Origin of the sequence: Lacticaseibacillus porcinae (assembly GCF_003946305.1) — a bacterium.
Lineage (GTDB): Bacteria > Bacillota > Bacilli > Lactobacillales > Lactobacillaceae > Lacticaseibacillus > Lacticaseibacillus porcinae.
On sequence record NZ_RHNS01000018.1, the window covers coordinates 1 to 15,183 of the forward strand.

General features: G+C 42.0%; 12 protein-coding genes and 1 pseudogene. 11 read left to right on the top strand and 2 right to left on the bottom strand.

Annotation, left to right across the window (positions count from 1 at the left end):
* From EKM92_RS11525 to EKM92_RS11575, 11 genes and pseudogenes are all read left to right on the top strand, one after another.
* On the top strand, positions 1-537 hold a 537-nt coding region (locus EKM92_RS11525; protein ID WP_125710941.1), incomplete at its 5' end, for a ribose-phosphate diphosphokinase.
* A 17-nt stretch (positions 538-554) separates the two neighbouring features.
* Positions 555-1,559: a nitroreductase family protein gene (locus EKM92_RS11530; protein WP_164509985.1), complete on the top strand. Its 1,005-nt coding sequence runs from the start codon at positions 555-557 to the stop codon at positions 1,557-1,559.
* A gap of 15 nt (positions 1,560-1,574) precedes the next feature.
* Positions 1,575-2,957, top strand: a complete 1,383-nt coding sequence (locus EKM92_RS11535; RefSeq protein ID WP_125710945.1) for an MATE family efflux transporter — start codon at positions 1,575-1,577, stop codon at positions 2,955-2,957.
* Between the two features lie 20 nt (positions 2,958-2,977).
* The gene (locus EKM92_RS11540) at positions 2,978-4,090 is read left to right on the top strand and encodes a polysaccharide pyruvyl transferase family protein (RefSeq protein WP_125710947.1); all 1,113 of its coding nucleotides are present in this window, start codon (positions 2,978-2,980) and stop codon (positions 4,088-4,090) included.
* Positions 4,091-4,202: 112 nt separating this feature from the next.
* A pseudogene (gene glf / locus EKM92_RS11545) lies at positions 4,203-5,321 on the top strand (UDP-galactopyranose mutase).
* 245 nt (positions 5,322-5,566) lie between these two features.
* Positions 5,567-6,223, top strand: coding sequence for a sugar transferase (locus EKM92_RS11550; protein ID WP_225420800.1), 657 nt, complete (start codon positions 5,567-5,569; stop codon positions 6,221-6,223).
* Positions 6,224-6,351: 128 nt separating this feature from the next.
* Positions 6,352-7,425 carry an LCP family glycopolymer transferase gene (locus tag EKM92_RS11555; RefSeq protein ID WP_125710951.1) on the top strand — a complete coding sequence of 358 codons (1,074 nt, stop codon included), beginning with the start codon at positions 6,352-6,354 and terminating at the stop codon, positions 7,423-7,425.
* A gap of 449 nt (positions 7,426-7,874) precedes the next feature.
* The gene (locus EKM92_RS13630; protein ID WP_164509986.1) at positions 7,875-11,615 is read left to right on the top strand and encodes a YobI family P-loop NTPase; all 3,741 of its coding nucleotides are present in this window, start codon (positions 7,875-7,877) and stop codon (positions 11,613-11,615) included.
* 558 nt (positions 11,616-12,173) lie between these two features.
* Positions 12,174-12,557, top strand: a complete 384-nt coding sequence (locus EKM92_RS13895) for a helix-turn-helix domain-containing protein (protein WP_225420801.1) — start codon at positions 12,174-12,176, stop codon at positions 12,555-12,557.
* 47 nt (positions 12,558-12,604) lie between these two features.
* The gene (locus EKM92_RS11570; RefSeq protein ID WP_164509988.1) at positions 12,605-12,814 is read left to right on the top strand and encodes a hypothetical protein; all 210 of its coding nucleotides are present in this window, start codon (positions 12,605-12,607) and stop codon (positions 12,812-12,814) included.
* 9 nt (positions 12,815-12,823) lie between these two features.
* A complete protein-coding gene (locus tag EKM92_RS11575) occupies positions 12,824-13,393 on the top strand; it encodes an ImmA/IrrE family metallo-endopeptidase (RefSeq protein ID WP_125710957.1) in 570 nt (189 codons plus the stop codon).
* 41 nt (positions 13,394-13,434) lie between these two features.
* On the opposite strand, the gene EKM92_RS11580 is transcribed toward EKM92_RS11575, so the two are convergent.
* Together EKM92_RS11580 and EKM92_RS11585 are read right to left on the bottom strand one after the other, a co-directional pair.
* Complete coding sequence (locus EKM92_RS11580) at positions 13,435-14,127, bottom strand: hypothetical protein (RefSeq protein WP_125710959.1); 693 nt, start codon at positions 14,125-14,127, stop codon at positions 13,435-13,437.
* A 4-nt stretch (positions 14,128-14,131) separates the two neighbouring features.
* The gene (locus tag EKM92_RS11585) at positions 14,132-14,995 is read right to left on the bottom strand and encodes a hypothetical protein (protein WP_125710961.1); all 864 of its coding nucleotides are present in this window, start codon (positions 14,993-14,995) and stop codon (positions 14,132-14,134) included.
* Positions 14,996-15,183: the final 188 nt, after the last annotated feature.

The following is a 15,183-nucleotide window of genomic DNA, read 5'->3' on the forward strand; positions in this document are numbered from 1 at the left end:
CCTGTTGATCACTTGATGGGTGCGCCATTATTAGCTGATTACTTCTTGCGTAACCACTACAACGGCGAAGACACTGTTGTCGTATCACCTGACCATGGTGGTGTGACTCGTGCCCGCAAGCTCGCTGAATTCTTGAAGGCGCCGATCGCCATCATCGACAAGCGTCGCCCTCGTCCAAACGTGGCTGAAGTCATGAACATCGTCGGTAAAGTTGAAGGCAAGCGTTGCATCATCATCGATGATATGATCGATACTGCCGGCACCATTACTTTAGCTGCTGCCGCTTTGAAGAATGCAGGTGCCACTGAAGTCTTAGTTGCCGCAACCCACGCCATCTTCTCCGGCCCAGCCGTTGAACGTTTGGAAAACTCTGTGATCGAACAAGTTGTCGTCACTGACTCCATTCAATTAGCCGAAGACAAGAAGCTTTCCAAGCTGGTCACTGTTTCCGTCGGCCCACTTATCGGCCGTGCCATCACCCGCATCCAAGAAAACAAGCCAGTTTACCCATTATTTGAAAACCGGTTTAAAAAATAGAGAGGATGTCGAAAAAAATGAAAATAAAAGAACAAATTAAGCAGTTGGTTCCTGCATCCTTGCTCCATCATGTGCAGATGTTTAAAGCATCCCAAAAGTTTGATCGTGCAAGCAAGATAGATAAGGATCGATATCTAAAAAATGCAGCCGTAATATTTCCTGAGGACGACGAAGAAACAATTAAGGCGGCGCTGCTTTTTCATACGCATGCCATTGAGAAAGGATTAAGTCATCCCAATTTCCGTCCAAATTTTGGACATACGGCACTCGCAAGCCTTGCAAGTTTGTCTTCAAAATATGTTGCTTCAGGATATTCGGTTGATGCTTTTGAATTTCAAAATTATTTATCAGTTTTGAAAGCATATAAGGAACGGCATGAACATTTGAATATTTCAACTCCATATTTTGACAAGCTTTTTCGACATGTGGGTTATCGGAATGCTACTGATATGGCAGGAGTTTCAACTATTTCTCGTGATTCTAGTGAATGTAGAAAGATAAATTATCTCGATCTTATGCAATGCAGGCACAGTGTCCGAGAGTACTCTGATGAAAAGGTTTTAAAATCACAGATTGAGAGTGCAGCATCCTGTCTACCGCTGACTCCGTCTGTTTGCAATCGCCAACCCTGGAAAGTAACAACAATGATGGATTCAGAGAAAATAAGTACCATACTGAAATTGCAGGGAGGGTTTAAAGGTTATAATTTGCCACCCGCATTGAGTATTATATCCACATCTGATGCTTCCTTCAGGGGAATTGATGAGAGAAATGAACCATACGTAGAGGGGGGCTTAGTATTAATGTCATACTTACTTGGCCTAACTGCTGAGAACTTAGCAAGCTGCACGTTGAACATGATGTTAGATCAGGAGCGGATGAACGAAATCCGAAAGGTTTACCAATTACCGGAAAGTGAAACGATGATTGCCTTAGTAGCAATCGGCCATTTTAAAGAATCCTATTATATTGCAAAGTCGAAGCGCCGGGATCCAGCTGACGTATGCAATTTCTTAGAATAGTAAATCGGAAATATTATGAAAAAATATAAAAAGTTACTAGGAAATTCCGTAATATTTGCAATCGGAAATCTTGGAAGTAAGTTTATTTCGTTCTTATTATTACCTCTTTACACATATACAATGTCAACTTCTTCGTTTGGGACAGCTGACTTGGTTCAAACAACTATTAGTTTAGCGCTACCGATAATTTCCCTCAATGTATTTGATGGTGTACTTCGCTTCGCAATGGATAAAGATGAATCGAAATCCGAGGTGTTTACGACTGGCCTGCAATTAACACTTGTAGGTTCCGCTGTTACATTAATTGCAGGCGTGATAGTTCAATTTGTCTGGAACTCGCTAGGATTAATATTTTCTTTGATTTTGATTGCTCAAGCAATACAGTCTCTCTTTTCACAGTATATCAAAGCTATCGGTGAGGTCAGATTATTTGCAATCAATGGCATCTTTCTAACGTTTTGTACGGCCATCTTTGATATTTTATTCTTAGTTGTGTTTCATCAAGGACTTTCGGGATATTTAATTGCGTTATTATTTGCTAATATTTTGTCAGATATATTTCTTTGGCATTTAGCAAATCTCAGGAAAGCTTCGAATATTCGCTTGCATTCTACTACAATGCTGAAACGTCTCATCGCGTATTCAACACCTTTAATTCCCAACTCAATAGCCTGGTGGACGACGAGTGCAATTAGCCGATACTTTATCCTTGCCTTCATTGGAACTGCAGGCAACGGTTTGTTCGCCGTTGCAAATCGAATACCTTCGCTTTTGAATGTTGTAAATACAGTTTTCTTTCAATCATGGCAATTGTCTGCAATCGAAGAATTTGAATCTAAAGACAGTGCCGATTTTTATGCAACAGTGTTCCGCTACTACAGTCAGATAATGTTTTTTGGAACGGCTTGTATTCTTTTTATACTTAAACCGTTGATGACAATCATTGTGAACCATAATTATTTTTCGGCGTGGAAATATATTCCCATCCTACTGATCTCCGTAGTCTTTTCTAGCTTTTCCAGTTTTTTTGGTCAGTTTTATATAGCTGCCAGGCGAACGGGTGGAGTGCTCATTACTACAATATTTGGAGCTCTAATCAATATCGCTCTAAATATTATTCTTGTTCCAAGTTTCGGACTTATGGGCGCGGCAATTAGCTCGGCGGTTAGTTATCTAGTTTTATGGATTATTCGAGTATATGATACTAGGAAAATTCTAAAAATACGCTTGCAATCTAGCGAGATGCTTGCAAATCTGATAGTCATATCCATACAGATTACCGGTCTGTTGATTCAGCATGGAAATGGTCTCTCGTTGATTGTTGGAGCAGCCTTGATGATATCTATTTTGATAAATGCACAATCAGTTATTAAGCTCTATCAGCAACGTCGTACTTAGGTTGAAAGGGAATCAATCATATGTTTAAAATTGAAGTACTTACGTTCACAAATGCGGATAATTATGGTGCTGTGTTGCAAAACATGGGCTTGATCCAGACACTGAAACAAATTCCAGACGTTGAAGTGGAGACGCTGGACTATCATACACAGAACATTGAGAGCCCATACCTATTTCATCCATTCCAAGTGGGAACTAAAAATCCTATAAAGTTTAGTATACGCGTAGCAAAGAATTTCATCTTTGCTCGTAGATTTCGTTCGCGCTCTGAGTCATTTAAAGCTTTTCGTACAGAAAAATTGCAATTAAGCGTGCCATATACAGATTCTAAGTTGAAAAAAGTTCCACCACGCGCTGACCTATTTGTGGTTGGAAGTGATCAAGTGTGGAATTCAGCAATCGTAGGGCACAATTCACAACGAATCTACTCGTTAGGATTTGTAACTAACGCAAAAAAGATTTCGTATGCAGCAAGCTCAGGTGATAGTCGATTTATTTCGCAAGAAACAATCAACGAACTAAGAAAATATGATTTTGTTTCAGTTCGCGAACGAGAGCTTGAACATTATTTAGAACAGAATAATGTAGAAAATATTCGTCGAGATGTGGATCCGGTATTCTTGGTTGATGAGCAAGAATGGAGAAAATTTTCTGACGTTCAAGTAAATATTCCTAATCATTATATATTTGTTTATTCAGTTGGGCCCATGATGAAGAAGATTGCTTCAATAGCTGATGAATTGTCTTTAAGAACCGGCTTTCCAATTATTTATGTAGATTTTCATGAAAAACATCGGGCCCGAGCATTCAATCGCTTCGGTGCATCGCCAGCAGAATTTGTGAATTATATTAGAAATGCAGATTATGTGTTAGCTTCATCTTTTCATGCTGTTGCGTTTTCTGTTATTTTCAGAAAAAAATTTCTTGCAATTCCTCACGTGACTACGGGCGCTCGAATTATTGACATACTAGAAAGTTTGAATCTCAGCAGTCGAATTTACTCTGGAAAAATTGAGCAAATCTTTGAGCCCTTACCAAAACAACTCGATCAAATTCGTAAAGAGTACACCGTTAGATCAAAATCAGCACTAGAATGCTATATTCGCACACTTATAAACGGTAACCCCAAATAGGCTTCATTTGTTCTTTTGAGTAGCTTATTTGGGTTCAACCGAAGATTATTGCGCTAGAACTTACTATTGTGAGTCGCTTGCTGTCGCTCAGTCTTTTTAATTGGAGAGCATTATGAAAATATTAGTCGTTGGATCCGGTTTATTTGGTGCAGTTAGTGCACGTGAACTTGCTTTGAGTGGACATGAAATCAAGGTTATCGATAAGCGTGACCACGTTTCGGGAAATATCTACACGAAACAGGTTGAAGGAATTCAGGTTCACCAATACGGTGCCCACATCTTCCATACCGTTAACAAACGCGTCTGGGATTATGTCCAACAGTTTGCTGAATTTAATCGCTATACTAACGAAGTCGTTGCGAACTATAAGGGTGAGCTTTACAACTTACCGTTCAATATGAATACCTTTAACAAGATGTGGGGTGTGATTACTCCTGACGAAGCTCAGGCTAAAATTTAAGAACAACGCGCTGTTCTTAAAGGTAAGAAGCCTGAAAATCTCGAAGAACAGGCCATTTCTCTAATTGGTACGGATATCTACAATAAATTGGTCAAAGATTATACTGCTAAACAATGGGGACGTGATCCCAAGGAATTGCCTGCATTCATCATTCGTCGGCTTCCAGTTCGGCTTACCTTTGATAACAATTACTTCAACGATCCATACCAAGGCATCCCGATTGGCGGGTACACTCAAATTGTTGAGAAGATGCTGGATCAACCAAATATTTCCGTCCAGTTAAACACAGACTTCTTCGACAACCGCGAAAAGTATCTTCAAGATTACGATAGGGTGATTTTCACGGGCATGATTGACCAATTCTTTGACTACAAGTTCGGCGAACTTGAATACCGTTCGCTTCGTTTTGAAACCGAAATACTGGACAAGGATAACTATCAAGGTAATGCCGTAATCAATTACACGGATGCTGATACCAAATTCACTCGTATTATCGAGCACAAGTTCTTTGAATTTGGTGCGGGTAACAAAGGAAAGACTGTTATCACTCATGAATATCCACAAGACTGGTCCCGTGGAGTAGAGCCTTATTATCCAGTGAATAACCAAGAAAACGACCACTTGTTTAAGAAGTATCGTGAATATGCTAATGCAGAATTTCCAAATGTTGCATTCGGCGGTCGCTTGGGCATGTATCGTTACTACAATATGGATCAAGTTATTGCTGCAGCTCTGCAGTTCGTTGAAACCAATAATATGTTCAAGCAGTGATAAGTTGAGCGGGGAATGCCACTCAGCTTTTTGAAAAAGGAAGAATGTGTAATACATTTTGCGTTGTTTACGTCATATTATGTCCACCCGTTACGTATAATTGTTGCTGAGAGATGGTTTTGACGATTCAATGTTGCATAAAGGCAAAGAAAACGTATTCATTTATTAATAACCTGAACTTCATTGCAACATACTTAAGAATAGCTTAAACTGTATAAGTAACGATTATTGTGGGGGAACAATATTTGGAGAGCATACATACACATAGAGCACGCGCTCGGTCGGCGAACCTGCCCGTCGGCTATCTGATGATTAAGCGTGCCTTCGATTTCGTAATGGCGGCGGCAGGATTGATTGTTTTAGCAATTCCTTTTCTGATCATTGGTTTGATCATCAAATTCGATGATCCAGCTGGTGGAGTTTTTTATTCACAGACACGCGTCGGGCTTAACGGTAAGACGTTTCGGATGTGGAAGTTTCGTTCAATGGTTGCCAACGCTGACAAGATGGTCGATAAGTTAGCGGCACAGAACGAAATTACTGGCGCAATGTTTAAGATCAAAGATGATCCACGCATCACTAAGATCGGTAGTTTCATTCGCAAGTATTCCATCGATGAATTACCACAACTCTATAATGTATTGCGCGGGGATATGTCGATGGTAGGTCCGCGTCCACCGTTGCCACGAGAGGTTGCTGAATACACCGCGTATGATAAGCAACGCCTTACGGTAACACCTGGTGCGACTGGCTTATGGCAAGTTAGTGGTCGTTCTGATGTGAGCTTTGACGATATGGTCCAACTTGATATCAAGTACATCAACGAAGCTTCCGTCAAGACTGATCTGATGATCATCGTGAAGACCTTTGGGGTAATGATCAAGCCGAATGGCGCTTATTGATCACAATGCATCTGAGCAGCACCACATTTTCAGCGTATTTGTACGAATTGCTATCTTTTATGAGAAAATTTTGGTAAAATCTTAATATATTATAGCCTCGCTGACACGGGGGGATTGGGGAACTACATATGGCAGATCAACAACATCATTCAAATCCAAAGAAACCACAACATACGACCCGTAACTGGATCATCGGCATTATCGTTGTGTTGATCGTCGCTTTGGGCGGCTACGGTTATCACTTATACGCGTCCGCACATGACACTGTCAACAAGACGCAAGCACCACTCAAGACTAAGAAGAACAAGGCCGCAACCAAGAAGGCTGATAAAGCCACAAAGTTTGCTAAGCCGATCAGCTTGTTGGTCATGAACTCCGGTACCAAGGATCTTTCCGCCTCTGATATCCACACCGATACCATGATGGTCATGACCTTGAACCCAGAAATGAAGAAGACCACATTGACCACGGTGCCTTACAACACCATGGCAGAATTAGTTGGTTCCTCCGACAAGACGGTTGCTCCTATCAACACTGCCTACACTAAAGGCGGCGCTGACATGTCCGTTTCCTCAGTATCCAGCCTGATCAACGCACCGATCGACTACTACGCTTTAGTTAACGTTAATGGTTTGACGAAGTTAGTTGATACTTTCGGCGGCGTTGACATCACGCCAACTGAAACTTTCTCTCGTGATGGTCACGACTTCAAAGCTGGCGAAAAGATGCACATGGACAGCAAGACAGTTCTCTCATACGCTCGTAAGGACAGCATCACTTCCGCAGCTGACTTGAACACCACTGAACACCAAGATCGTCAACAACAAGTTATCATGGCGATCTTCAAAGAGGCAGCTTCCTTCAAGTCCTTGACTAACTTCAAAGAATTGATGAAGTCCGTTCAAGACAACATGCGTACCAACATGTCCTTCGACCAAATGGTTACTGTCTTCTCCAAGTACCGTGGTGCTATGGATACCCTCAAGAAAGATACCCTTGCCGGTACTCAAACCAAGGTTGGCGACACCACTTACACCGTTGACACAACCGACGAATTACAACGTGTCTCCGATTCCGTTCGTACCAGCCTCGGCTTGAACAAGAAGACCCTCAAGAACGAAGAAACCAAGTTGAACAAAGCCAACAAAGACTTCAACTTCGGTACTGACAACGCCACTGGCTACAAGATCTCCGTTAACTAGTTAGTAGGTATTGCGAAGCGCCTCGATCGTAATGATCGAGGCGCTTCTTTTGGGTCTTCAGGAAAGGGGACGCAAGTTCCTTAGCTACAGCGGACTCAACCGAACGCATGAAGATAAATCAATCTCGAATAGTGCCGTGTTTTTCATAAGTACGCGCAACTAGTATCATATTCGGTACCTGGTGGAAACTTCGTAGGGTAGAAGGTAGTAGTATCCATTTAGCTACCATCTCTGCCCATCATCCATACGAAAGCGACAATCTTGAATGAGTTCTGGATTGTTACATTTTTTGGGTGCAAGTTCCGTACGCATCTATCGAACGTATGAGCGTAAATGAACGAAGCGATGGTATACTTATCTACAGGGCTAGGAAAAACATGAATAGCCATTTTGTTGAGTTCATCAACTTCGATTGTCTGAGTTGTAAGAAAATCTGGGGGGTTACAGGCTTGGTACAAAAGAAATATTTTGACGGTGTTACCTATCGGTCACTTGGACCGTCAACTCTAACTGAAGATGCAGAAATGGAGCACTTGAAGCCGTATTGCGATAATCTGAGGGCCGCATTAGCGGATTCGACAGTATCAAACATTGCTGTATTTGGTAAATTTGGTGCCGGGAAGACGACTGTGATCAACAGTTTTTTACACAAAGAGAAGAACAACCCCGAAATCCGGCCTTTGTCGCTTTCATTGGCAACATTCACTCGCGAAGCGGATGAAAGAAATACCGAGGACAAGGATCAACCTCGAGAAGGTGAATGGATTGCGATCGAACGTAATCTTGTACAGCAGATGCTGTATGGGCCTAGCAACAAAGATTTGCCTCACTCTAAATTTAAGAAGATTGAATCAGAGAATAAAACAGATCACTGGGAAATTTTTAGTCTTCTCTCCGGATTTTTCTTGAGTGCATTTGCCTTGATGGATCCGTGGCACATAGTGAGTTTGATTCCGAGTACAAATTGGCTAATCACGTTTAAGCTCCTCATGACCTCCGTGTTTATACTTACTGCGGCGATTTTACTTAACTCTTTAATTACACATTATCCCCGTTGGTTTGGGTCTGCAAAATTGGGCTTTGGTCAATCTGAGTTATCTATCAACGATAAGCAGTCTGCATTTAATGAGTACTTGGATGAAATTATATATTTCTTTTCTCAGAAGAAGTACAACTTGGTTATTTTAGAAGATATCGATCGGTTTAATAACATAAATATCTTTGAGCATCTCCGCGAATTGAATCAGATTTTAAATAAAAATGAGGTGCTGAGGAAAGCTTATGATGTCCAGGGACAGCAACCGGCAATCAAGTTTCTTTATGCCGTCAAAGAAGATTTATTTGATAATATGAAACTGAAAACAGCATCTGAGGGTGACGCTACAAAGGAAAGAAGAGCCACAGAACATGAAATTGCAGAAGCAACAACAAAGTTCTTTGATTGGACGATGACAGTTCTACCAAAGGTTTCTGCTGGCAATTCAGCTGACTTCTTGATGGAAATGTTCGAAAATCCAACAGATGAATTTCGAGATTATTTGCGTACAGTTTCGATATATTTTAGTGACATTCGAGTTCTAGAAAATACGCTTAATGACTTTAAGCTTCATTCCGAACTTCAAGAAGGTTCTAACTTAGACGGAATTAAGATGTTTACGGTATTACTGTTTAAGAATGGATTTCCAAGACAGTATCAACGATTTGTCAGACAAGAAGGTTCTCTGAGTCAGTTACTACGGACTAGGCATTTTGCGACGCTGGCAATACATCAACAACAGAACAAACTTGAACACCTAAAAGCTGAGCGGCATAAACTTGTCACTTTTACACAGGATCAAGTTATAAACAAATATAAGGCAATGTTGATGGATTTGGATGCCAACGGCGAAACGAAGATGGTCAGCGCAGATGGTAAAGTGGAAATCAACCCCATCAAGCATATGACTATCGAACAACTTGCCGCATTTTACAATCATGTCACCAAGCAGAACACCAAAGTTAGCGTGACTACTCCGGTTCCCGGACAATACTATAATCATACTTCTGAATTTCTCGGCAACAAATTAGTAATTGAGAACAGAGATTTTAGTTCTTCCAAGTATTTTCTCGATGTGAATAAGAATGATGCCGTGGTTGAACTTGATCAGCAGATTGATCAGATTAATAATCAAATCAAGAAGATTTCTGCTCTTTCATTAACCGAACTTGTTTCGCAGAATCTTGTAAGTCTTTCTGATTCACTAGTTGATTTAGGTGATGCACGTGAATTTGTTAGTTATTCAGTTGTAAACGGCTACATGGATGAAAATGTTGATGATTACCTGTCGTATTTCAGTGGTACCAGAATTTCAAAACATGATCGCCAATTGATCAGGAAGTTACGTGCTGGCGAATCACTTTCGTTTATGGAACAAATCGATAACGCTGGAGATTTTTCTGGTGATTTAGTTCAAGGCGACCTTAATAAACCGTCAGTTCAGTTAGGCGAAATAATTACTTATGTTATTCCGCAACTGAAGATTGTTGCTGGCAATACAAAATTGATGAAGGCATATGACGCTGCGCTAAGTGGACTATCAACAGAAGACTCGAAGATATTTTCAGAGCGGCTTGATTGGCTGTTGGATAAAATTGATCCCGCATATTACGTCACTCTCTTTACCGAGTTGTCAGTTAAATTAAAGAATGATTGGTCAAAATACAAGGGTGATAAAATCTCGGTATTTGCAAAATTACTAATCGAGGGCCTGCGCTTGAATCTCCTCGATGACAGTATCTCCACTATGTTATCGTTGAATAATTTCATCAATGAAAACAATTGGCAACTGACAAGCAACTTCGTCCACGCACACCAAGATCGTGCTAACAAGATTGTAAGCAATAAGCAGACGATGTTAAATAAGCTTGATGCAACTTCTCAGGCAGATCTGTCTTTGATTGAATATTTGATTAAGCACCAGGCGCTGACTTGTAACGCTGAGACCATTCCAGTTGTTTTTGAAGCTATCGAAAGTGGCAGTGCTGCGAAGTACTCCTACCAAGCGTTGCAGAACAGTGAGAACGATACGGTCCTTTCGTGGGTTAAACAATGGTTCGTTCAATTTATAAATGCAGAACTTGACTTGGGTTATATTCAAAATGAGACCTCTCCTTCAATTGGAAGTATGCTAACGACTGCAAACATTTCGAATGAATTGGTCACCAAGGTACTCAAGCAATATCCGAAAGATGATCTTGAATTGTCGGATATCCAACTATCCGACACAGCTACTGAACATGAAACATTCGTTGTTTCTCACATCATTGACTCCGGTCATGTAGCAATAACTTGGTCGAATGTACGTTGGCTAATGCAATTTGATTCTAGCGAGTGGCGGCAAAAATTAATTCAATTGTTTATCAAAACCTCGAATCATCTAGCTTTATTAGCAGATTCTCAGGATAAAGTTGATTCTGGAGCATTAAGAAAATTAGTAGATAGCACTCAGATCCAATTGAATGGTGACAATCAATCTGTTCTTAAGTTGGCTAATAACTACGAAGGTTTCAATCAACCGGACAATGTACTTGTCTTCTTCATTGAACAGGATCTTGTAACGCTTAGCCAAAAACTGATTGAACGAGTGGCATCACAATCTGAGCTGCTAGAATTGACGAAGCATTTTATTGGTGGAGCTCAAGAACGATGGGATGAAACGCGATCAAACCTATTGAAGAAACTTGACTCCGCCAGTTTACTTGCCATCGCAAATGGCGAGGTTTCTGATGAAACATCTCTGATAAAATTTGCCATTGATTCGCTAGTAAAGAATGAAATCGAAACAAAGACATTCAGTGATCATCAACGTAATGTTTTATTAGAGTCAATTCTGACGTTCAGCGGATATCCGGAGCCTGAACAAAAGCAAATCTTTGTGAACATCATTGAAAGCTTTCTATCAGCTGATTATCAACTTCAAGTGCTTAATCGTTTGATTGTGAATGAACGTCTAGATGTTGAATTAATTAAAGCTGTGCTCCCATCCGTTAAAGATTCAGAACTTGCTAGGATTTCAAAGACTAGCAAGGGGCTCACAATCCATCTAGAAAACACTGACTCCAGAATGATTTTTGCGCAGTTGCTGGAACAGAGGGCTCTGATTGCAAAGGTACGGACATTGAAGTCAAATGAGATTTCCATTCGAATTTGATTTTCTTACTGAGGCAATATTTTATTGTTTTTCTCAAACCTTTTAGATCCTAATTAAAAAAATGGCCAGTGCATAAAGCGAGAGTGTTGAACGTATGAGTACAATATGTAGGACGTTTTTGAAATATTAGTTCTACATTTTATGCTGACATTGACTGTTGGTACCATCAAAGGATAATGAGTGGATCAAGACTGGGAATTTTCGTGATTTCCGTGTCTTGGTCCATTTTTATTAGGAACTTATTTTAACTCATGTTGTGTTGACACCACGGGTGTAATGACTGATAATCAAATTCTGACGATTTTAAGAAATCGAACGAGTTAAGGAGGCGACGCTGCATGGTGGGGGTAATTTTCATCGAAAGTTGTCATTTGAGAAGGCTGAAACTTTTGCATCCGCTGAAGCATTAGTAAGTGCAGGTTCAGAACATGCCGTTAATAAGCATAAGAGTCAACAAATAAATCATCCAATTACGCAAGCTGGTGCGTTTGAATACATCTGTGATTCGATGCGTTACTGTGTATCGAGTGTCGATTTACGCTTGATAGCAAGAGAATGATGACGGTGAAGGATTTGTTGACCTTTCATTCTGATCGCGGAGTCGACATCTATCGTTTCTACGTTACAGGCCTTCGCGCAGTGCGTGAACTTTTCGGGAAGTCACGTTACCAAGTCGCAGAAGAACTTGACGTGACGGAAGAGGAAGTCCGACAACTTGAAAATGGAACGATGTCACCAGATATTAAGTTCTTGCATCAGATCAGTACAAGCTTCATGATGACCCCACGATTCCTGTTCGCGTCGTTACCAGTGGAGACAGTCGTCGAAGAATCAAAAATCTCATGTCATGAATGCGCTCAAAGTCATTGCAGTTCAGTTTGCTTGGAAGCTCGCTACCTGGACTTTGCAGATGGCTTGATAACTTATTTGAGCGATTCGTGACGAAGCCCGAGACGACGTTTGCGCAACTTCAACACGATTGCTTATTGATGCAAATTAAACCGTTAGATGAAGAACAAATGGAACGAGTCGCAGGCTACGTGCAGCAACGAAACAATCTTCTACACAATCGTAACTTCATGACCACACTTGAGTTGGCAGGCATCTATATCACGGAAAAATCGTTAGGCGCTGACGTTGATGCGTACTCAACGCAAACCACTGATGGTCGGCCATGGATCGTGATGAGTACGGAATAGAAGTCGGTAGTGCGGCACAACTTTGATTTGGCGCATGAGTTGGGGCACTTAGTCTTACACACGCAAGTTGACTTTGAAGCGTTAAGTGCGCCTGATTACAAAATGATCGAGAAACAGGCCCATCAATTTGCCTCAGCATTCTTATTGCCTGAACGAGAATTTCGTGATGATTATGCACTTATCCGTCGACACTCAAATCCAGATAGTTATGTGGCTTTGAAGCAAAAATATCAAGTCTCTATTGTCGCCATGGCGATGCGTGCGTATGCGCTTGGCTTGATGTCCTATCAAGAATATCGCTATTTCTTTGGTCGTTTGAATAAGCTAGGCTACAAAAATCAAGAACCGCTTGACGATGAGTTAGTGCCAGTACGGCCTGGTCGCATCAGATCTTTGATCAAGCTCTTATTTGATCATCACGTGTTGACAGTCGATGATTTAACGCAGCGATTAAATATCTTGCCAGCGTTTGTGGTGAAGTTGTTTGCTTTGGATGAGGATTTCTTTGAACCGTATATGAATACAAAACTTGTCTTCTATCACGCAGATAATGTGATTCCGTTGCATCCGAAATCTTGAATCGTTCTATGTAAGCCTGCCGCCACGCGGTAGGCTTTTTGTCACTTCGCCGACTTCATCTTTTCTTCCCACAACCTCCATTTCGCCTCAAGTGACGCACCGTCTAGCCGGATCACTTGCAGCGGACCATCATCGGCTTCTGCGTCGTCCAGTGTATCGCGCATCTCCACATCTTCAGCTTGCGTGAACCACAACACATGCGGCGCCGAACCGCCTAAGTTGTAGCGCGCCACCAGTAGGAGATGCAGTGTGTGTTGTAACTTATCAAGCGCTGGCGTTTTGCCGGTGGTCGCGCCGTAAACCAAGGTTTTGATTTGTTCGTAGAAGTCTTTGACCGTTATGGTTTCGTTTAACACTTGCGATAACATGGCATTGATCCGCGCCGCATTTTCCCCGAGCTTGTTGCGTTTGAGCCATTGTGCCAGTGCCGTTTTCAAGCGAGTGTTCGCATTTTTAACTTGGATCTGGAGCTGGGCTTGCGCTTCAGGCGGCAAGGCTTGGCGCACTTCCACGGGACCAGAAATGGTGACGCGGGTGCCTAGTTCTAGCGGCAAGTAGAAAATTTCGCTGAAGGCGATCATCGCCACGTCGGGATTGGGTTCTGGCGCTTGGTCCCAGTCGATGTCTTCTGCGTCGATGTGGATCTTCATCACTCGCACCACGGCGGACTTGCTGCCGCGCAAGGTGGTGATGGTGTCAGTGCCTATGATTGGACCATTGATTTCTCCTTGCATATCCTCACTCCTTTAAATGATAGGCGTCGAGTTGTTGCGGGTCCCAAATCGGTTGATCGCGCGCATGTTGCGTCGCCAGCCACTCTGGTTGGTAGAAGGGAATGCCGTCGCGTTTGAATTGCGCCTTTTGCTGGTTGACGCGGGTGAACATCACAGACAATAAGTCGCCAGTTTTGCGTAGGTCTGCGTCAACTTTTTCGGTGTTGAACAACAAGTCGCGGTCGTCGCTATAATTGTAGTGTTCGACGTTTTGGATATTGATGAGCAAAATGGCAACTGGCAACCGTGCGTTAAGGGCTTTGACATAGCGATCATGAATCTCTCGCGCGTATTGAACGCGTTTGTGCAGACGAACTTGCTGGCGGGCGCTGCCTTGATCAAAGCGGCTAATGAATGCTTGCAGCACGTCATCATAAGTCATTTTGTGATTGCTGAAGGCGTTTAGGAGTTGTTCTAATTGACGCACTTGTTGCGGCCAGTCTGCACGTTGCGGGTGGTCGCGAGTCTTGAGCCACCGTCGAAATGAGTTGATCTCTTCGCCGATGAATCGTTGAAGCAAACGTTCGGCAGCGAGGTGATCTTCAGGGGTGTTGATCAAGTTGGCCGACATGATGTGACCTTTGAAACTGACAGGTTTGGCATAACCTAAGCTGCCAGAATGCTTCGTGAAGGCCGGACCATACTCGGCAAAAATCAATCCTGGTGGCCACCCAAGTTGTTCATGGTGGCCGGCGCGAGCAAAGCGATTAGCACCGGCAAATATCGCATCCATCGTAAAAAAATGGCCATCAAGCGTCAAGAAGGTCAACCGCGCAGTGCCTGCAGTGACGGCACGGATCTGAAATTTTCGACTGCTGTGAGTTAACATAGTGTCACCTCCTGACTTAATTGTGGTGGCATTTCCTCAAATTGACAAATTTCAAGCATGAAACACCCTTCAAAATCGTCGTTGCTGTTCAAAATTAAAAGCGTCAAAAATACACAAAAAGTACTCGTCAAAAATACTTGACATCCCGAAATGAAGGCGTTATCATATTTGCGAATTCTATGAGGAGT

Coding starts and splice junctions, on each gene's coding strand:
- EKM92_RS11530 (WP_164509985.1), top strand. CDS start 555: ATGAAAATAAAAGAACAAATTAAGCAGTTGGTTCCTGCATCCTTGCTC.
- EKM92_RS11535 (WP_125710945.1), top strand. CDS start 1,575: ATGAAAAAATATAAAAAGTTACTAGGAAATTCCGTAATATTTGCAATC.
- EKM92_RS11540 (WP_125710947.1), top strand. CDS start 2,978: ATGTTTAAAATTGAAGTACTTACGTTCACAAATGCGGATAATTATGGT.
- EKM92_RS11555 (WP_125710951.1), top strand. CDS start 6,352: ATGGCAGATCAACAACATCATTCAAATCCAAAGAAACCACAACATACG.
- EKM92_RS13895 (WP_225420801.1), top strand. CDS start 12,174: ATGACGGTGAAGGATTTGTTGACCTTTCATTCTGATCGCGGAGTCGAC.
- EKM92_RS11570 (WP_164509988.1), top strand. CDS start 12,605: ATGCAAATTAAACCGTTAGATGAAGAACAAATGGAACGAGTCGCAGGC.
- EKM92_RS11580 (WP_125710959.1), bottom strand. CDS start 14,127: ATGCAAGGAGAAATCAATGGTCCAATCATAGGCACTGACACCATCACC.
- EKM92_RS11585 (WP_125710961.1), bottom strand. CDS start 14,995: ATGTTAACTCACAGCAGTCGAAAATTTCAGATCCGTGCCGTCACTGCA.